Here is a 19,268-nt window from a genome sequence, read left to right on the forward strand (position 1 = left end):
TCGATCGTTGCCGTCCACACGCCAGGGTCAACTCGCGAGCCCCATAACATCCGTCGGTTTACGGGATCGATGTGGAGGCGACGTTAGGAAGCGCGGTTAATGCGGCATGAACCGTAATGCGCAAATGCAATCGATGCGCATGGCAGGAGGCGTTCAGCTTTTGCCGGCGATGGTCGCGATGCCGGTCAGTTATTGCCGGTCGCGGTGACGTCAACCGACGCTTAACCATCTAACGTGTTGACGATCCTCGACGCCATGATGGCGCGCAGTTTGCAGATCAGGATCCCAACGACGAGAGAGAGGACGTGATCATGAAAAAGACTTTGAAGAATTTCTGGACCGACGAATCCGGCGCGACCGCAATCGAATACGGCCTGATCGCCGCGGGCATCGCGCTCGCCGTCATCACCGTGGTGAACGGCCTCGGCAGCAAGCTCAACACCAAGTTCGGATCGATCAGCTCGTCGCTCAAGTAGCGGCGGGATCAGGCGCGGTAGTGGCCCGACTTGCCGCCCAGCTTTTCGACGAGATGGATGCCCTCGATGCGCACGCCGCGCTCGACGGCCTTGATCATGTCGTAGATGGTGAGGCAGGCGACCGAGACGGCCGTCAGCGCTTCCATCTCGACGCCGGTCGGGCCGGTGACCTTGACGCTGGCACGCACCACGCAGCCCGGCAGCCTTGCGTCGGGCTCGATGTCGACCGTGACCTTCGACAGCGCGAGCGGATGGCAGAGCGGGATCAGCTCGGAGGTACGCTTGGCCGCCATGATTCCAGCGATGCGCGCGGTGCCGAGCACGTCGCCCTTCTTGGCGTTGCCCGACACGATCAGGTCGAGCGTGGCCTTCTCCATGACGACGCGCCCTTCGGCGACGGCGAGCCGCTCTGTCGCGGCCTTGTCCGACACGTCGACCATCCGCGCCTCGCCGGAGGCGCCGATATGGGTGAGGCCAGGGCTCGTCTTCCTTGACGGCTTGGTCTTCGCGGGCTTGCGCGCCATGTCAGCGGGTACCGGTGGCGCGGGCCTTGGTCTCGCGCGCGAGCAATGTGCGCGTCGCCGCGGTGACATCGGCCTGCCGCATCAGGCTCTCGCCGACCAGGAAGGTCGACATGCCGACGCGCTCGAGCCTTGCGAGATCGGCGGGCGTGAAGATGCCGCTTTCGCCGACCATCAAACGCTCCCGCGGAATCAGCGGCGCCAGCGTCTCGCTGGTCGCAAGCGTGGTCTCGAAGGTGCGTAAGTTACGGTTGTTGACGCCGATCATCGGCGAACGCAGCTTCAACGCCCGGTCGAGCTCGGCACGATCATGGATCTCGATCAGCACGTCCATGCCATAGGCAATGGCAGCGTCCTCGAGATCCCTGGCCGTGGCGTCATCGAGCGCGGCCATGATGATGAGGATGCAGTCGGCGCCATGCGCGCGGGCTTCGACCACCTGATAGGTGTCGAACAGAAAGTCCTTGCGCAGGACGGGAAGCGAGGTCGCCGCGCGCGCCGCCACCATGAAATCGAGATGGCCCTGGAACGAAGGCGTGTCGGTCAGCACCGACAGGCAGGCCGCTCCGCCGGCCTCATAGGCCTTGGCGAGCACGGGCGGATCGAAATCCGCGCGGATCAGCCCCTTGGAGGGCGAGGCCTTCTTCACCTCGGCGATCAGCGCGTAATCGCCATTGGCATGCTTGGCCCTGATCGCGCGCACGAAGCCGCGCGGTGCGCCTTGCGCCTTGGCCAGGGCCTCCACTGCCGCGAGCGGCTGGGCGCGTTTGGCGGCTGCGATCTCCTCGCGCTTGTAGGCTTCGATCTTGGTCAGGATGTCAGACATGACAGGCTCAGCTGTTCGAGACCGCGATCAGATGCTTCAGCCGCGCGCTCGCCGCGCCGCTGTCGAGCGATTTCGCGCCGATCGCGACGCCTTCTCTGAGGTCCTTGGCGCGTCCGGCCACGATCAGCGCGGCCGCGGCGTTGAGCAGGGCGACGTCGCGATAGGGGCTCGGCTTGCCGTCGAGCACGCTTTGCAGCGCGATCGCATTGGCATCGGCATCGCCGCCCTTGAGGGCCCCGGGCTCGCAGCGCGACAGGCCGGCATCCTCCGGCGTCACCTCGAAATTGCGGATCTCGCCATTGTGGAGCGCAGAGACGAAGGTCGGGCCGGTGAGGGTGATCTCGTCGAGGCCATCGGAGCCGTGCACCACCCAGGCGGATTCGGAGCCGAGATTCTTCAGCACCTGCGCCAGCGGCTGCACCCATTGCCTGGAGAACACACCAACCATCTGCCGCTTCACGCCGGCCGGGTTGGAGAGGGGGCCGAGCAGATTGAAGATCGTCCGGGTGGCGAGCTCGACCCGGGTCGGGCCGACGTTCTTCATCGCGGGGTGATGGGCGGGGGCGAACATGAAGCCGATGCCGCATTCGCGCACGCAGCGGCCGACCTGCTCCGGCCTGAGGTCGATCTTCACGCCGAGCGAGGCGAGCACGTCGGCGGCGCCCGAGCGCGACGACAGCGCGCGGTTGCCGTGCTTGGCGACGGGCAGGCCGGCCCCCGAGACGATGAACGAGGCACAGGTCGAGACATTGACCGAGCCCGAGCCGTCGCCGCCGGTGCCGACGATGTCGACGGCGTCCGCTGGCGCATCGACCGTGAGCATCTTCGAGCGCATCGCGGTGACCGCGCCGGTGATCTCGTCCACGGTCTCGCCGCGCACGCGCAGCGCCATCAAAAGGCCGCCCATCTGCGAGGGGGTGGCCTCGCCGGACATCACCGCGTCGAAGGCGGATGCAGCTTCCTCACGCGACAGGCTGGCGCCGGTCGCGACTTTTCCAATGATCGATTTCAGGTCGTCCATCGCTTGCTTTCAACTCACTGGTTCGCGCCGGTCACTTGCGCGAAGGCGGCCTGATTAATGCTGGTCCCGATGTCGGCTTCAAGCTTGTTGACGTAGGAGGCGACCTGCTCGTCGGTCAGCGACCGCTCGGCGGCTTCCTTCAGCTTTTTGGCGGCGTCGGAGGCGGTATCGACCGGGGGATCGACGATGTCGGTGACACGGTAGACGATCACTTCAGTGCCGCCGGTCACGGGCGCCTGTCCGACACCGTCCTTGGCGGTGCGGAAGGCGGCGGCAACGATGTTGGCGGGCACGCCGGCCGGCGTGTCGTCGCGCTTGAAGCCGCTGGCAGTCTCGACCTTGGCGTTGATCGCAGCCGCCTCGTCAGCGAGCTTGCCGCCCTGTTCGAGCTTCTGCACCATCTCGGTCGCCTTCGCCTTCAGCTTGGTGGCGATCTGGTCCTGGCGCCAGCGCGCCTCGACCTGATCGCGGACCTCGTCGAGATTGCGGTCGCGCGACGGCGTGATGGCGAGCACGTCGTACCAGACATAGCCGCCCTTGTACGAGATCGGGTCGTTGTCGACGCCGACGTCGCTGTTGAAGGCCTGCGAGACCACGTCGAGGCCCTGTGGAATGTTGGCGACGGTCTGCCCGTTCGGGGCACGGCCGGAGCGGTCGACGGCATCGATGGTCACGGCGGTGAGCCCGAGCTTCTGTGCGGCATCGGCGACGCTGGTGCCGGCGCCGCGCTCGTCCTCCATCTTGTCGCGGAGTTCGCCGACCTTGACGCGCGCGCGCTCGGTGGCGATCTGGCGCTTCGCGTCGGCGGCAAACTTGGCGTAGTCGGCCTCGACGCCAGGCTCGATCTTGTCGACCTTGACGATCGAGACGCCGAGACGGCCCTGGATCGGCTGGCTGATCTCGCCCGCGGGAAGGGCGAAGGCGGCATCGCCGACCGCGGGTTCGAGCGAAGATTTGGTGACGAGCCCGAGATCGACGTCGGTGGCGCTCAGTCCGCGCTCCTTGCCGAGATCCTCGAAGGAGAGCCCGCCGACCAGGCGCTCGCGCGCGGCCTGCGCGTCGGCGACATTCGGGAACACGATCTGCTGGATCTTGCGCTTCTCCGGAGTGGAGAGCTGCTCCTTGCGCTGGTCGAACAGCTTCTTCGCATCCTCGTCGGAGACGTCGCTCCACTTCGCGATGTCCTCCGGCGAGATCACGGTGAAGACGATCTTGCGGTATTCGGGCGCGCGGAACTGGACCTTGTGATCCTCGAAATAGGCGGCGAGGGCCTCGGGCGAGGGCGGATCGATCTGGCCCGCCTGCGCGGTGTCGAGCCGGATGAACGCGATGGCGCGCTGCTCGTTCTGGAAGCGCGTCGCGACGTCGAGCATGGTCTTCGGCGGCTCGAGGCCGGCGCCGATCGTGCCCGTGATCTGCCGACGCAGCGCCACCTTGCGCTGCTCGGCCACGTAACGCTGCTCGGTGTAGCCGAAATTGCGGATCAGGCTCTGGAAGCGGTTCGCATCGAATTTGCCGTCGACCCCCTTGAAATTGGGGTCGTTCATGATGAGCTGGCGGATCTGCTCGTCGGACTGGCCCAGTCCAAGCTGGCGCGCGTTCTCGTCGAGCGCGGCTTCCGCGATCGTCTGCTGCAGCACCTGGCGGTCAAGGCCGAACGCACGCGCCTGGTCGGGCGTCAGCGGGCGGCCGAACTGGCGGCCGATCTGCTGGAGGCGGTCGGTGTAGATCTGGCGGAACTCGTTCAGCGAAATTTCGGTATGACCGACCTTGGCCAGCGTGGACTGCCCGAAGCCCCGGAAGATGTCGGCGATGCCCCAAATGCCGAAGCTGATGATCAACACGCCCATCACGATGGCCATGATGGTCTTGCCGACCCAGTTTGATGAGGCCTTGCGCATTCCTCGAAGCATTTGGTCCAACTTGTTTGGCAGGAGGGGAACGGGAGCGCGTCTTAATGCAGATTCCGCAAAAGCGCGTCACCAAATTGATATGCCATCATAAAGTGGCGGCTTTCCCCCCGCAACCTCGCCTCAGGCCGCCCCTCGAAGCTGCGGTTAAAGGGCCTCTGGTCTCTGGAACTGCTGCTGCACCTCTGCTAGCGCATGCACAAACCTCAATTTGCTGGACATTGACATGACCGATGCCATCCGCCCCTTGATCGCCGGCAACTGGAAAATGAACGGCCTGAAAGCCGCGGCCGCTGAATTCGACGCCATGCTCGACGGCGCGGCAGGGGTGACCGGCAAGGCCGATCTGCTGGTCTGCCCGCCGGCGACCCTGATTGCGGGTTTTGCGGACAAGGCGCGCGGCAGGAAGGTCGCCGTCGGGGCCCAGGATTGCCATCCCAAGGCCTCCGGTGCCCATACCGGCGATATCGCGGCCGAAATGCTGGCGGATGCGGGTGCGACCGCCATCATCGTCGGCCATTCCGAGCGCCGCGCCGACCATGGCGAGGGCGATGCGCTTGTCAGGCAGAAGGCGGAAGCGGCCTGGCGGGCGGGGGCGGTCGCGATCGTCTGCGTCGGCGAGACCCAGAGCCAGCGCGATGCCGGCCAGACCCTGGACGTCGTCCGTGGCCAGCTCGATGGCTCGCTCCCGGACGGCTCGTCGGCCGCCAATCTGGTCGTCGCCTATGAGCCGATCTGGGCGATCGGCACCGGCCTGACCCCCACGGCCAAGGATGTCGAGCAGATTCATGGCTTTATCCGGGAGCTCCTGACCTCCAGGTTCAAGGCGGATGGGGCAAGGATGCGAATCCTCTATGGCGGTTCTGTCAAGCCGTCGAACGCAGCCGAGCTGATGGCGGTCAAAAACGTCAACGGCGCGCTGGTCGGGGGCGCCAGCCTGAAAGCGGCCGATTTCCTTGCCATTGCCCAAGGCTGTCCTAACTAAAGGCTGCCCCGAGCTAAGGGTAAAGCGCGGGCCGTGGCCGATCGGGGGTGGCAATGCCCCATCCGATCGTGTAACACCGCGCAACTTCAGGAAAACCCGCGAAGCGCGATCGGCCGCCGTCAGGCGCCGCCCGCTTGTGACGGAAGGATACTATGCAGACCGTTGTCATCGTCATCCACCTCATGATCGTTGCCGTGATGATCGGCGCCGTGCTGCTCCAGAAGTCGGAAGGCGGCGGCCTCGGCATGGGCGGTGGCGCGGGCTTCATGTCGAGCCGCGGCACCGCGAATCTGCTGTCGCGTACCACGGCAATCCTCGCCGCCGGTTTCTTCCTGACCAGCCTGTTCCTGTCCTGGTACGCGGGCTACAACCGCGCACCGTCCTCGATCATCGGCCAGCCTGCGTCGCAGACCCAGCCGGCCGGCGGCAACCCGATCACCGCGCCGACCTCGGGCGGTATTCTGGATACGCTGAAGAAGGCCGACGAGCAGCAGCAGCAGGCCCCGGCGGCGCCGAGCGGCCCGCAGGTGCCTCGCTCGCAATAAAGCAGGGGGGCCATGCAGGACGGCGGCTAGCGTCCTGCATCAACAATCCCCATCAAGGCTCTGTCACCACTCTTCGTTTTGGCTCACCCACAGGCCCGCAGATTCTTTGGGGCGGAATACGAATCGCTTTGGCGAATCGGATTCGAGGGATTAGAGGTTAGGTCCCATGGCGCGGTACATATTCATCACCGGCGGCGTGGTTTCTTCGCTCGGCAAGGGTCTGGCTTCAGCGGCACTCGGTGCGCTGTTGCAAGCCCGGGGCTACAAGGTCCGCCTCCGCAAGCTCGACCCCTATCTCAATCTCGATCCCGGAACGATGTCGCCGTATCAGCACGGCGAAGTGTTCGTGACCGATGACGGCGCGGAGACCGATCTCGATCTCGGTCACTACGAGCGCTTCACCGGACGTCCCGCGACCAAGCAGGACAACATCACGACGGGGCGCATCTACCAGGACATCATCTCGAAGGAACGCCGCGGCGACTATCTCGGCGCGACCATCCAGGTGGTGCCGCACGTCACGAACGCCATCAAGGAGTTCGTGCTGTCGGGCAATGACGATTACGACTTCGTACTGGTCGAGATCGGCGGCACCGTCGGCGACATCGAAGGCCTGCCATTCTTCGAGGCGATCCGTCAGCTCAAGAACGAGTTGCCGCGCGATCACGCCGTCTACATCCATCTGACGCTGCTGCCGTACATTCCGAGCGCCGGCGAATTGAAGACCAAGCCGACGCAGCATTCGGTGAAGGAGCTGCGCTCGATCGGCATTCAGCCCGACATCCTGCTCTGCCGGACCGATCGCGAGATCCCGAAGGAGGAGCGGCGCAAGCTCGGCCTGTTCTGCAACGTGCGCGAAAGCGCCGTGATCGAGGCGCGCGACGTCGACAACATCTACGCCGTCCCGGAGGCCTATCACAACGCCGGCCTCGACGACGAGGTGCTCGCCGCCTTCGGCATCGGCTCGCGGATTCCGCCGGCGCTTCAGAGCTGGCAGAAGATCAACGAGCGCGTCCGTAACCCGGAAGGCAACGTCACCATCGCCATCGTCGGCAAGTATACCGGCATGAAGGATGCGTACAAATCGCTGATCGAGGCGCTCTCGCACGGCGGCATCGCCAACAAGGTCAAGGTCAATCTCGACTGGATCGAGAGCGAGATCTTCGAGAAGGAAGACCCGGCGCCGTTCCTCGAGCACGTCAACGGCATCCTGGTGCCCGGCGGCTTCGGCCAGCGCGGCGCGGAGGGCAAGATCAAGGCGGCGCAGTTCGCGCGCGAGCGCGACGTGCCGTATTTCGGCATCTGTTTCGGCATGCAGATGGCTGTCATCGAGGCCGCACGAAACCTCGTCGGTATCGAGGACGCCAACTCGACCGAGTTCGGCCCGACCAAGGAGCCTCTGGTCGGCCTGATGACGGAATGGCTGCGCGGCAACGAGCTCGAGAAGCGCACGCAGGCCGGCGATCTCGGCGGCACGATGCGCCTTGGTGCTTATCCTGCCGCGCTCAATCGCGGCAGCCGCGTCTCGGAGGTCTATGGCGGCGCGACCGAAATCTCCGAGCGCCATCGTCATCGCTACGAGGTCAACACCGCGTACAAGGATCGCCTCGAGCAGCACGGCCTGAAATTCTCCGGCCTCTCGCCCGACGGCGTTCTGCCTGAGATCGTCGAGTACGAGGATCACCCCTGGTTCATCGGCGTCCAGTTCCACCCCGAGCTGAAGTCGCGCCCCTTCGAGCCGCACCCGCTGTTCGCCTCGTTCATTGCGGCGGCGGCGAAGCAGAGCCGGTTGGTGTAGGCTTTTTCCGGCCTTTGACGATCGCGCGTTTTGTTGCGACAAGCTCCCTGCAAGAACAACGATGCATGGAGTGAACTTCGATGATCTACGAAATGCGCGTCTATCGCTGTGTGCCCGGCCGCCTGCCTGCGCTGCTGAAGCGGTTCGAGACGGTGACGTTGAAGCTGTGGGAGAAGCACGGCATCAAGCAGGCGGGGTTCTTCACCACGCTGATCGGCGAATCCAATCAGGAACTGACCTATTTCCTGGCCTGGGAGTCGCTCGCCGATCGTGAGGCGAAGTGGGTCAAGTTCATGACCGACCCGGATTGGATGAAAGCGCGGGCCGAGAGCGAGGCGGACGGCCAGATCGTCGGCAACATCGTCAGCCAGATCCTGACGCCGACCGCCTTCTCGTCGGTCAAGTAGCGGCGTTCGGGCGGGGGTTGCCGCGGGAATCCCCGCGCAACCCTGATATTCCGGCAGCCCAGGGCCGAATGGGGTTGATCGGCCCCTCATCGCCGCTATGTTTCGCGGCGAAACGAGGGAATTGGCCTTGAGCTCTTCATCTTCCGCGGCGCCGGTCGTCAGCGTCGGCACGGTCAAATTCGGCAATGACCTGCCGATCTCGATCATTGCAGGACCCTGCCAGCTCGAGAGCCGCCAGCATGCGCTGGAGGTGGCCTCCGCGCTGAAGGAGATCGCGGCGCGGCTGAAGATCGGCCTCGTCTACAAGACCTCGTTCGACAAGGCCAACCGCACCAGCGCGTCGGCGGCGCGCGGCCTCGGGCTCGCGCAGTCGCTGCCGATCTTCGCGGAGCTTCGCTCCTCGCTCGGTCTGCCTGTTCTGACCGACGTGCACGATGCCGCTCAATGCGCCGAGGTGGCGCAAGCGGTCGATGTCCTGCAGATCCCGGCGTTCCTGTGTCGTCAGACCGATCTGCTGCTCGCGGCGGCCGCAACCGGCAAGGTCGTCAACGTCAAGAAGGGGCAATTCCTAGCGCCCTGGGACATGACGAATGTCGTTGCCAAGATCACCAGCGCGGGCAATCCCAACGTGCTCGTCACCGAGCGCGGCGCATCGTTCGGCTACAACACGCTGGTGTCGGACATGCGATCTCTGCCGATCATGGCGCGCACGACCGGTGCGCCCGTGATCTTCGACGCCACCCATTCGGTGCAGCAGCCGGGCGGGAAGGGCGCGTCCTCCGGCGGCGAGCGCGAATTCGTGCCGGTGCTGGCGCGTGCAGCCGTGGCCGTTGGCGTCGCCGGCGTCTTCGTCGAGACCCATCCCGATCCGGATCGGGCGCCGTCCGACGGACCCAACATGGTGCCGCTGCGCGAGTTCGAAGGGCTGATCGCCAAGCTGATGGCGTTCGACGCGGTGACGAAAAGCACAACGCGCTGATGCACCAGCCTGCGACCGGCGCGCCGTCCGACCAGAAGTTTCCACCCGCGATCAACATCATCGCGCTCGCCAGCTTCTCGGCCGCCTTGTCCACGCGCGCGCTCGATCCCGTGCTGCCGCATGTCGCCGAGGATTTCTCGATCAGCGTCACCACGGCCGCCAGCATCGCGGCCGGCTATGCCCTGATCTACGCACTGGTCCAGCCCGTGATCGGAGCTGCCGCCGACATGTTCGGCAAGGCGAGGTTGATGACGCTGTGCCTGGCGCTGCTCGGTGTCGCCTCCATTCTCGGCGCTGTCGCGACCACCTTCTCGGGCCTGTTCGCGAGCCGCATCCTGGCCGGCATCGCTTCCGGCGGCGTGTTTCCGGTCGCCCTTGGTCTGACCGCCGACCTCGTCGTCCCCGCCAAGCGGCAGGTTGCGATCGGGCGTACGCTGGCGGGCTCGATGACCGGCAACCTGTTGGGTGCGACGGCCTCCGGCATCATCGGCGAACTGATCGGCTGGCGCGGCGTGCTCATGATCCTCGGCGCGCTCGGCCTGATCGCAGCCGTCGCGGTGGCGGCGGGCTTTCGCGGGGCCGCGCTGACGGCGGCGCCGAAGACCGACCTGAAGGCTTTGCGGCAGGGCTATCGTACCATCTTCGCCAATCCCAACACGCGCTATTGCTATTCGGCGGTCTTCGTCGAGGGCTGCTGCGTGTTCGGCCTGTTTCCCTTCATCGCTGCGCTGCTGTTCGATCTCGGCGAGAAGTCGCCGTCAATCGCAGGCATCGTGATCGCCGGCTTTGCGATCGGAGGATTGTTCTACACGTTCACCGTCTCGCGCTTCCTGCCCTGGCTCGGCGTCAAGGGCATGATGATCGCTGGCGCCGGGCTTGTCGCCTTGCAACTCGGCGCGCTCGCCTTCGGTCCGCAATGGAAGCTGCAATTCCTCAGCATGCTGGCGATGGGTTGGGGCTTCTACATGATCCATGGCTGCCTGCAGGTGTTCGCCAGCGAGCTGTCGATCGGGGCGCGGGCGACCGCGATGTCGCTGCATTCGTTCTTCTTCTTCATGGGACAGACGGTTGGCCCGATCGCCTATGGCCTCGGGCTGCAGCATGGCGGCAAGATGCCGACGCTGTTTGCAAGCGCCGCGATCATGGTGGTGCTGGGCCTCGTCTGCGCCCGGATGCTCAAGCCGCGGGCACCGTCCGACGCACGGGCCTGACGGAAGTATTCAATTACCAATCACCGTAGTTTCCCGTGGAGAAACGGTAGCCAAATCCCTTCAATCTTAAATCAAATCTCACCGATCGCTCCGTAGATTGCCGCCTGAACCGCTAGCCGGCGGCAACATCTGTGGATCAGTCGATGCAAAAACAGCGTTCGGTCGCCCGCATTCTCGGGGCGGTGGTTGGATCTCTCGGTCTCATCCTTGTCGTCATCTGCGCCTACGCCCTAAAGCTGGCGGTGACGCGCTATTCGGACAGCAACCGCATCGTCTCGCTGACGATCGCGAGCCGCGACCTGACCAACACGCTGGTGATCTTCCGCCTGGAGCGCGGCGACACGCTGAGCTATCTGGCGTCCGGCGCTGCTGCGCCCGACAGCGTCATGAGCAGCCTCGCCGAGCAGCGGGCCACCGTGCAGAAGAATTACGCGCAGGCGCTGCAGAGCCTGGCTTCGGTCGATGCGCCAGGGCTCACCGAGAAGCTCGACAAGCTCCGCGGCATCTGGGGCCAGCTCGAGGAGCTCCGGCCGCGCGCCATCACGGCCTTGAAGCAGGAGAAGGGGGCACGTGACGCCAGCCTGACGCCGGCCTGGGCCAAGATCAGCGACGCCTTCATGGATGCGATCGGCGACGTCACCACCCATGTCGACAATGCGATGACCTTGATCGATCCCGTGGTCGATCGCCTTCTGATCGCCAAGCAAGCCTCCTGGCAGGCTCGCGCCAATGCCGGCCAGACCATCCTCGTCCAGTTCTCCGCGATCCTCGCCAACAAGACCTGGACCGCGGCCGACGGCGTCGCCTTCGCCGATCTGCGCGGCCGCATCCAGCAGTCCTGGCTGGTGGTGCGCGACCTCAGCCCGGCCGTGGCCTCGCCCGAGCTGTTGCAGGCGATCCGGACCGCCGAGCCGGAAATCTCCGGCGCGCTCAGCGACGAGCGCAATGCCATTGCGACCAAGCTGCTCGCCGGTGAGCCCGCCGGCGTCGTCGGCATCGATTACCGCGATCGTCAGCTTGTCGGGGCCAACAACGTCGTCATCGTCACCCAGACTGCGCTCGCCAACATGATCGCGCGGGCCGAGGAGGGCGCCTCGCGCGCCCGCTTCAGCCTGATCCTGTTCGGCCTCCTGGCGCCGGCCTCGCTGGCGCTGATGATCGGCGGGCTGATGCTGATGCGCAACCGCGTCACCCGGCCGCTGACCGCGATCACGGGCGTGATGACGCGCTTTGCCGATCATGATTTCGCCAGCGACGTGCCGGGCCTCGATCGCAACGACGAGATCGGCCGCATGGCGTCGGCCCTGCAGGTGTTCAAGGACGCCATGATCAAGGCCGAGCGTCTCTCCGGCGATCAGGCCGCCGAGCGCGCCGACAAGGAGAAGCGCGCCAGCGCGCTCTCGGGTCTCGTGCGCCAGTTCGAAAGCCGGATCGGCCAGATGGTGCAGACGCTGTCGAGCGCCTCGGGCGAGCTGGAGACGACAGCGCGTTCGATGTCGGGCACGGCGGCGGAAGCCCAGGCCCAGGCCGGCTCGGCCTCGACGCTGGCCGACCAGGTCGGCGGCGGGGTTCAGACGGTTGCGGCCGCGGCCGAGGAGCTCAACGCCTCGATCCGCGAGATCAACCGCCAGGTCGAGCAGGCAAGCCGCGCCACCGAGCATGCGGTCGTGACCGTCAGGGAGACCGACAGCACCATGCGTGCGCTCGCTGACGGCGCCGACCGCATCGGCGAGGTCATCGGTCTCATCACCTCGATCGCGGGCCAGACCAATCTGCTCGCCCTGAATGCGACCATCGAGGCCGCGCGCGCCGGCGAATCCGGGCGCGGCTTTGCGGTGGTGGCGAGCGAGGTGAAGAACCTGGCGTCGCAGACGGCGAAGGCGACCGAAGAGATCAGCGCCCAGATCACCGAGATCCAGGGCGCGACGCAGAAGGCGGTCTCCGCCATCGACGGCATCGTCAAGACCATCGAGGAGGTCTCGAGCATCAACCGCGTCATCGCCGCGGCGATCGAGGAGCAGAACAAGGCCACCGCCGAGATCGCCAACACCGTGCAGCATACCGCGGAGGCCACCTCGACCGTGACCCGCAATATCGCCACCGTCTCGTCGGCCGCGAACGAGACCGGCCGCGCCGCCGCGGGCGTGCTGAAGGCGGCCGCCGACCTGTCGAGCCAGTCGACCTCGCTCACCGGCGAGGTGGACAGCTTCATCACCCGGGTGCGCGAGGTGGCCTAGGGGCAGACCGGGTAGCGCCAGTTCGGCAGGCCGCCGCGGCGTCACGAGCCGCGGCGGCCTTTGTCGTTTTGCGTCACTGCGCCACAGTTGTCTTCGGTATACATGGCATGAGGATTGCTTCGATTTTGGGCAAATCGAGGTGTGAGATCGTGGACGTCCAGACCAGCCGTTCCAGTGCAGCCAACGTCCTTCGATCGAGTGGATATCCCACCAAGCCACCGCTGCGGCGTTTCCTCACCGATTGCCACGAGGAATTCCGGGCGGACAATTCTGGTCAGCTTGCCGACTACATCCCGGAGCTGAAGCGCGCCAACCCCGATCATTTCGGGATCGCGCTCGTCACCATCGACGGCCATGTCTACGAGGTCGGCGACAGTCAGGTGCCATTCACGATCCAGTCGGTCTCCAAGGCCTTTGTGTTCGCGTTGGCGCTGGAGATGGTCGGCGAGGAGCGGGTTGCGGCCACCATCGGCGTCGAGCCGAGCGGCGAGGCTTTCAATTCAATCCGGCTCACCAACGACAATCGTCCCTTCAACCCCATGGTCAATGCGGGCGCTATCGCCTGCTCGGGCCTGATCTACGAAGTGGACGGGAAGGGCGCCTTCGAGCGTGTCCGTGCGAAACTCAGCCAGTTCGCCGGCCACGCGCTTGGCGTCGACGAGGCCGTGCACGCCTCGGAGACCGCGACCGGCAATCGCAACCGTGCCATCGCCTGGCTGCTCCGCAACTACGCGGTGCTGCCTGACGATGTCGATGCCGTGCTCGACGTTTATTTCCGCCAATGCGCGATCCTGGTGACGGCGCGCGATCTCGCGGTGATGGCGGCAACACTCGCCAATCGCGGCGTCAATCCGGTGACCGGCGTGCAGGTGATCACGCCGCACATCGTCGCGCGCACGCTATCGGTGATGACGAGCTCGGGCATGTACGACTATGCCGGCGAATGGACCTATCGCGTCGGGATTCCCGCCAAGAGCGGCGTCGGCGGGGGAATCGTCGCAGCGCTGCCGTCCCAGCTCGGGCTCGGCACCTTCTCGCCACTGCTCGACAATCACTTCAACAGCGTGCGTGGTCTGAAGGTCTGCGAAGCCTTGTCGGCGCGGTTCGACCTGCACATGCTCAATCGCAACGCCGACGTCCGCACCAGCATCATGGCGGATTACGACGTCTACGGCATCTCCTCGCGCCGGAGCCGCCAGCCCCACGAGCAACAGATCCTCGACGAGCGCCACAGCGACATCCGCGTGCTCGAGCTGGTCGGTGCGATGAATTTCGGCACCATAGATTATGTCACGCGACGGCTCTCCAGCGAGCCGCCAAACGCGCCGCTGCTGATCGTCGACTTCCGCCGTGTCCCCGACATCACGGCGGCCGGCGCGGAGCTTCTCGGCGAGACGCTGACCGCTCTGGGCAATACCGGCGTCACCGCGATCCTGTCAGGCTTCGAGGAGACGTCTGCTGTATGGGCGGCGATCGCCGCGCGCACGGTCGAGTCGCGCCGGCTGCGCCGCTTCGCGCTGCTCGACGATGCCATCGAATGGGCTGAAGACCAGGTGATCTACCGCTCCGGCGGCTTCACCGATGTGAAGGAGAGCGCTCATCTCGGGGAGCAGGCGCTGCTCGCCGAGCTCGACGAGGGTGAAATCGCCGCGATCGTCAAACTGTCGACGACACGCCATTTCGTTGCCGGCCAGCGCATCGTCGCCGCCGGCGAGCCCGCCAACTCGCTGTTCTTCCTTCAGAGCGGCATGGTCAGCGTCAAGCTGCGGAGCGGCGTGCGGCTCGCGTCTCTCGGCCCCGGCATGGAATTCGGCGAGATGGCGATCCTCGAGCAGGGCCGCAGTGCCGACGTGTTCGCCGACACCTCCGTGACCTGCCTCGAGCTGCCACTCGACAGCTTCGCGGACTACCGCCGTTTGCACCCGGAGACGTCGCTGAAGATCATGCGCAACCTCGCCGCCATCCTGGCGCGGCGGCTGGTGCTTGCCAATGCCAAGGTCGATCTGTTGAGCGCGTACTAGCCCCGGCCACGATACGGCGCGACGCCTTGCTCGGGCACCCACAGGCCCTTCGGCACACGGCCGGTCTGCCAGAACACGTCGATCGGGATGCCGCCGCGCGGATACCAATAACCGCCGATGCGCAGCCATTTCGGCTTGATCTCGGAAGCAATGCGCTTGCCGATCATCACGGTGCAGTCCTCGTGGAAGGCGCCGTGATTGCGGAAGCTCGCGATGTAGAGTTTCAGCGATTTCGACTCCAGCAGCCACTGGCCGGGCGCGAAGTCGATCATCAGATGGGCGAAATCCGGCTGGCCGGTCACCGGGCAGAGCGAGGTGAATTCCGGCACGGTGAAGCGGACCAGATAGTCGGTGCCGGCTTGCGGATTGGGCACCCGGTCGAGCTTGGCCTTTTCGGGCGCATCGGGCCATTCCACGGCGCGGCCGAGCTGCAGGCTGGGTGAGGTCTTCGATTTGCTGGGTTTTTTCGACATGCGGCCCTCTTAGCCAATCACGGCGCAGCCGTCACCCGGCCTTTTCCGCTTCGATGCATTGCGGTAGAAGCACCCGCGAACTGCCCCCTTTGTTCCCCGAAAAGAGGCTCTCATGACCGCCATCATCGACATCATCGGACGCGAAATTCTCGATAGCCGTGGCAACCCCACCGTCGAGGTCGACGTCGTGCTGGAAGATGGCGCGCTTGGCCGCGCGGCCGTGCCGTCAGGCGCCTCCACCGGCGCCCACGAGGCGGTCGAGCTGCGCGACGGCGACAAGGCCCGCTATCTCGGCAAGGGCGTCACCAAGGCGGTCGGCGCCGTCAACGGCGAGATCTTTGAGGCCCTGAGCGGTCTCGATGTCGAGCAGCAGGCCCAGATCGACCAGATCATGATCGACCTCGATGGCACGCCGAACAAGAGCCGGTTAGGGGCCAACGCCATCCTCGGCGTCTCGCTCGCCTGCGCCAAGGCGGCCGCGAACTCGCTCGACATGCCGCTCTACCGCTACGTCGGCGGCACCTCGGCGCGGCTGCTGCCGGTGCCGATGATGAACATCATCAATGGCGGCGTGCACGCCGACAACCCGATCGATTTCCAGGAGTTCATGATCCTGCCGGTCGGCGCGTCCTCCTTCGCCGAAGGGCTGCGCTATGGCGCAGAGGTCTTCCACACGCTGAAGTCGGAGCTGAAGAAGGCCGGCCACAATACCAACGTCGGCGACGAGGGCGGCTTCGCCCCGAACCTGCCGTCGGCGGACGCTGCGCTGGAGTTCGTCATGAACGCGATCGGCAAGGCCGGCTTCAAGGCGGGCGCCGACATCGTACTCGGCCTCGACTGCGCCTCGACCGAATTCTTCAAGGGCGGCAAGTATGTCTATGAGGGCGAGGGCAAGACCCGCTCGATCTCCGAGCAGGCGAAGTATCTCGCCGACCTCGTCGGCCGCTATCCGATCGTCACCATCGAGGACGGCATGTCGGAAGACGACATGGACGGCTGGAAGGAGCTCACCGACCTCATCGGCAACAAGTGCCAGCTGGTCGGCGACGATCTGTTCGTCACCAACGTCAAGCGCCTCGCCGAGGGCATCAAGGCCGGCCGCGCCAACTCGATCCTGATCAAGGTCAACCAGATCGGCACGCTGACCGAGACCCTCGCCGCCGTCGAGATGGCGCACAAGGCCGGCTACACCTCAGTCATGTCCCATCGTTCCGGCGAGACCGAGGATTCCACCATCGCCGACCTTGCGGTCGCCACGAACTGCGGTCAGATCAAGACCGGCTCCCTTGCGCGTTCCGATCGCACCGCCAAATACAACCAGCTCCTCCGCATCGAGCAGCAACTCGGCAAGCAGGCGCTCTATGGCGGCAAGGCGGCACTGAAGGCGCTGGCATAAGCCAGCGCGTCAACAAACACAGGGGAGGATCGACATGAGCGACGGCAAGACCGGACTGCAACTGCGTTCGCTGATCAAGAAGAGCGGAGAGCTCGAGATCTCTCTTCTGGACGTGCCGACCCCCGAGCCCGCGGACGACGAGGTCGTCGTCCGCATCGAGGCGGCGCCGATCAACCCGTCCGATCTCGGCCTGCTGGTCGGCGCGGCCGACATGAGCACGGCCAAGGCGTCAGGAACGAAAGAGGCGCCAATCATCGCTGCGAAGGTGCCCGATGGTGCGATGCGTGCGATGGGCGCCCGGATCGACCAGTCCTTGCCGGTCGGCAATGAGGGGGCCGGCGTCGTCATCAGGACCGGCTCGTCGGACGCTGCGAAGGCGCTGATGGGCAAGACCGTCGCGATGATCGGCGGCGCCATGTACGCGCAGTACCGGACCCTGAAGGCGCGGGACTGCCAGCCGCTGCCGGAGGGCACGACGGCGGCGGAGGGGGCCTCCTGGTTCGTCAATCCGCTCACCGCGCTCGGGATGACCGAGACGATGCGGCGCGAAGGCCACAGGGCGCTGGTGCACACTGCGGCCGCCTCCAATCTCGGCCAGATGCTGAACAAGATCTGCATCAAGGATGGCATTGCGCTCGTGAACATCGTGCGCAGCCAGGAGCAGGCGGACATCCTGAAGAAGATCGGCGCCAAGCATATCGTCGATTCCAGCAAGCCGAGCTTCCTCGACGATCTCACCAATGCGCTGGTCGAGACCGGCGCTACGATCGCCTTCGATGCGATCGGCGGCGGCAAGCTCGCCGGCGATATCCTCAACTGCATGGAAATCGCGATCAACAAGACCGCGAAGGAATACAGCCGTTACGGCTCCAGCGTGCACAAGCAGGTCTATGTCTATGGCGCGCTCGATATCCGCCCCATCGAATTGCCGCGCGGCTTCGGCATGGCCTGGGGCGTCGGCGGTTGGCTCTTGACCCCGTTCCTCCAGAAGATCGGACCGGCCGACATCGGACGGCTGCGTCAGCGCGTCGTGAGCGAATTGAAGACCACCTTCGCCAGCCACTACACCAAGGTGGTCTCGCTGCAGGAAGCCCTCGATCCCGCCAACATCGCGGTGTACGCCAAACGCGCCACCGGCGAAAAATTCCTCATCAACCCAAATAAATAATCGTGATCTGCAACCGCGGGTCGGCCAAAAGACGTCTTGCCTTCTGAGCCAGGCGGGAGATTATTCCGCCGCGTTGAAAGCGGAACAACCGCAACGTGCGCTCAGAAGGGGACATCTCCATGATCGATCTCAATCGCCGTCATCTGCTCGCAGGCACGGCCGCCATTGGTGCGGCCGCCGTGACCGGCCTCCGGCCATCCACCGTCAATGCCTCGGTGCCGCAAACAGGCGCGCAGGCACCGGGCTTCTATCGCTACAAGGTCGGCAGCTACGAGTGCACCTCGATCAATGACGGTGCGCGCAGCTTCCCGATGCCGGACAAGTTCGTCGTCAACGTTCCGAAGGAAGAGGCGCTCGCGGCTGCCGACGCCGCCTACATGCCGAAGGGGATGGTCACTGTCCCGTTCAATCCGCAGCTCATCAACACCGGTTCCAAGCTCGTGCTGATCGACACCGGCAACGGCGTCGCCAATCTCGAGCCCAGCAAGGGTGCGGTCGGCCGCACCCTGCAGAACCTGCAAGCCGCCGGGGTCGACCCGAAGAGCATCGACATCGTGCTGCTGTCGCATCTGCATCCGGACCACACCAACGGCATCCGTCTGGCCGACGGAGGGCTTGCCTTCCCGAATGCCGAGATCATGGTGCCGGTGAAGGACTGGGAGTTCTGGGCCAGCGAGGAGAATGCGGGCAAGGCCTCCGGCGACATGATGAAGAACTACTTCGCCAACGTGAAGAAGACCTTCGCCGGCCTCGAGTCCAAGGTGACGAAGTACGAATGGGGCAAGGAGGTTGCGCCCGGCATCACCTCGATCGCGACGCCCGGCCACACGCCGGGTCACACCTCGTTCGCGGTTGCCTCAGGCGACAAGAAGGTGCTGATCCAGTCCGACGTCACCAACATTCCGGAGCTGTTCCTGCGCAATCCGGACTGGCACGTGGTCTTCGACACCGACGGCGCGCTGGCGCAGCAGACGCGACACAAATTCTACGACATGGCGGCAGCTGAGAAGGCGACCGTTGTCGGCTTCCACTTCACGTTCCCGTCGGTCGGTCATGTCGAGAAGGACGGCGCCAAGTATCGCCTGATCCCGTCGGCTTGGAATCCGACGATCTGAGCTGGCTTTCAGAGTGCACGAAAGATCGGGCCGCCGCTTGGCGGCCTGATTGTTTCGGGCGACCATCTGCTTTCGCGAAACTCAGCGTTTCCAAATCGGATCGGTTCATGCACTTGCATCCATCGACCCGGATCGCTTAAGTGCCGCCCGGCACTTCCCCCTCGAGGTTTCAAGACAAA

The 19,268-nt window shown here is 65.2% G+C and carries 17 protein-coding genes; 12 read left to right on the forward strand and 5 right to left on the reverse strand.

What is annotated here, in order from left to right; translation table 11 throughout:
- The first annotated feature begins 311 nt into the window (after nt 1–311).
- Nucleotides 312–476 carry a Flp family type IVb pilin gene (locus XH90_RS17850; RefSeq protein WP_194475679.1) on the forward strand — a complete coding sequence of 55 codons (165 nt, stop codon included), beginning with the start codon at nt 312–314 and terminating at the stop codon, nt 474–476.
- Between the two features lie 8 nt (nt 477–484).
- Here the strand turns inward: XH90_RS17850 and moaC are convergent, their stop codons facing one another.
- From moaC to XH90_RS17870, 4 genes are read right to left on the reverse strand one after another with little or no spacing between them, the layout of a single operon-like run.
- Nucleotides 485–1,000 (reverse strand): cyclic pyranopterin monophosphate synthase MoaC, encoded by a 516-nt coding sequence (moaC, locus tag XH90_RS17855; RefSeq protein ID WP_194475680.1) that lies wholly within the window; start codon nt 998–1,000, stop codon nt 485–487.
- A 1-nt stretch (nt 1,001) separates the two neighbouring features.
- Nucleotides 1,002–1,823 (reverse strand): indole-3-glycerol phosphate synthase TrpC, encoded by an 822-nt coding sequence (trpC, locus tag XH90_RS17860; protein WP_194475681.1) that lies wholly within the window; start codon nt 1,821–1,823, stop codon nt 1,002–1,004.
- A gap of 7 nt (nt 1,824–1,830) precedes the next feature.
- Nucleotides 1,831–2,844, reverse strand: a complete 1,014-nt coding sequence (gene trpD / locus XH90_RS17865; RefSeq protein ID WP_194475682.1) for an anthranilate phosphoribosyltransferase — start codon at nt 2,842–2,844, stop codon at nt 1,831–1,833.
- Nucleotides 2,845–2,858: 14 nt separating this feature from the next.
- A complete protein-coding gene (locus XH90_RS17870; protein ID WP_194475683.1) occupies nt 2,859–4,757 on the reverse strand; it encodes a SurA N-terminal domain-containing protein in 1,899 nt (632 codons plus the stop codon).
- 223 nt (nt 4,758–4,980) lie between these two features.
- On the opposite strand from XH90_RS17870, the gene tpiA reads away from it, so the two are divergent.
- The 8 genes from tpiA to glsA all read left to right on the forward strand — a co-directional run bounded on the left by tpiA (nt 4,981) and on the right by glsA (nt 14,937).
- The gene (gene tpiA, locus XH90_RS17875) at nt 4,981–5,739 is read left to right on the forward strand and encodes a triose-phosphate isomerase (protein ID WP_194475684.1); all 759 of its coding nucleotides are present in this window, start codon (nt 4,981–4,983) and stop codon (nt 5,737–5,739) included.
- 152 nt (nt 5,740–5,891) lie between these two features.
- Complete coding sequence (secG, locus tag XH90_RS17880; RefSeq protein ID WP_194475685.1) at nt 5,892–6,284, forward strand: preprotein translocase subunit SecG; 393 nt, start codon at nt 5,892–5,894, stop codon at nt 6,282–6,284.
- 166 nt (nt 6,285–6,450) lie between these two features.
- Nucleotides 6,451–8,082 carry a CTP synthase gene (locus XH90_RS17885; RefSeq protein ID WP_194475686.1) on the forward strand — a complete coding sequence of 544 codons (1,632 nt, stop codon included), beginning with the start codon at nt 6,451–6,453 and terminating at the stop codon, nt 8,080–8,082.
- 80 nt (nt 8,083–8,162) lie between these two features.
- Complete coding sequence (locus tag XH90_RS17890; RefSeq protein ID WP_194475687.1) at nt 8,163–8,489, forward strand: NIPSNAP family protein; 327 nt, start codon at nt 8,163–8,165, stop codon at nt 8,487–8,489.
- Nucleotides 8,490–8,616: 127 nt separating this feature from the next.
- A complete protein-coding gene (gene kdsA / locus XH90_RS17895; RefSeq protein ID WP_194475688.1) occupies nt 8,617–9,468 on the forward strand; it encodes a 3-deoxy-8-phosphooctulonate synthase in 852 nt (283 codons plus the stop codon).
- Nucleotides 9,468–10,679, forward strand: a complete 1,212-nt coding sequence (locus XH90_RS17900; protein WP_194475689.1) for an MFS transporter — start codon at nt 9,468–9,470, stop codon at nt 10,677–10,679. Before kdsA ends, XH90_RS17900 begins: the two co-directional genes overlap by 1 nt.
- Nucleotides 10,680–10,822: 143 nt before the next feature.
- Nucleotides 10,823–12,916 (forward strand): methyl-accepting chemotaxis protein, encoded by a 2,094-nt coding sequence (locus tag XH90_RS17905; protein WP_194475690.1) that lies wholly within the window; start codon nt 10,823–10,825, stop codon nt 12,914–12,916.
- A gap of 149 nt (nt 12,917–13,065) precedes the next feature.
- Nucleotides 13,066–14,937: a glutaminase A gene (gene glsA, locus XH90_RS17910; RefSeq protein WP_194475691.1), complete on the forward strand. Its 1,872-nt coding sequence runs from the start codon at nt 13,066–13,068 to the stop codon at nt 14,935–14,937.
- On the opposite strand, the gene queF is transcribed toward glsA, so the two are convergent.
- The gene (queF, locus tag XH90_RS17915; RefSeq protein ID WP_194475692.1) at nt 14,934–15,410 is read right to left on the reverse strand and encodes a preQ(1) synthase; all 477 of its coding nucleotides are present in this window, start codon (nt 15,408–15,410) and stop codon (nt 14,934–14,936) included. The genes glsA and queF overlap by 4 nt on opposite strands.
- 112 nt (nt 15,411–15,522) lie before the next feature.
- On the opposite strand from queF, the gene eno reads away from it, so the two are divergent.
- From eno to XH90_RS17930, 3 genes are all read left to right on the forward strand, one after another.
- Entirely contained in the window at nt 15,523–16,806 is a 1,284-nt protein-coding gene (eno, locus tag XH90_RS17920) for a phosphopyruvate hydratase (protein ID WP_194475693.1), read from the forward strand.
- 34 nt (nt 16,807–16,840) lie between these two features.
- The gene (locus XH90_RS17925; RefSeq protein ID WP_194475694.1) at nt 16,841–17,974 is read left to right on the forward strand and encodes a zinc-binding dehydrogenase; all 1,134 of its coding nucleotides are present in this window, start codon (nt 16,841–16,843) and stop codon (nt 17,972–17,974) included.
- 119 nt (nt 17,975–18,093) lie between these two features.
- Entirely contained in the window at nt 18,094–19,089 is a 996-nt protein-coding gene (locus tag XH90_RS17930) for an MBL fold metallo-hydrolase (protein WP_194475695.1), read from the forward strand.
- The last annotated feature ends 179 nt before the right edge of the window (nt 19,090–19,268 follow it).

The sequence above is a fragment of the Bradyrhizobium sp. CCBAU 53338 genome (assembly GCF_015291665.1).
In the GTDB taxonomy this organism is placed as follows: domain Bacteria; phylum Pseudomonadota; class Alphaproteobacteria; order Rhizobiales; family Xanthobacteraceae; genus Bradyrhizobium.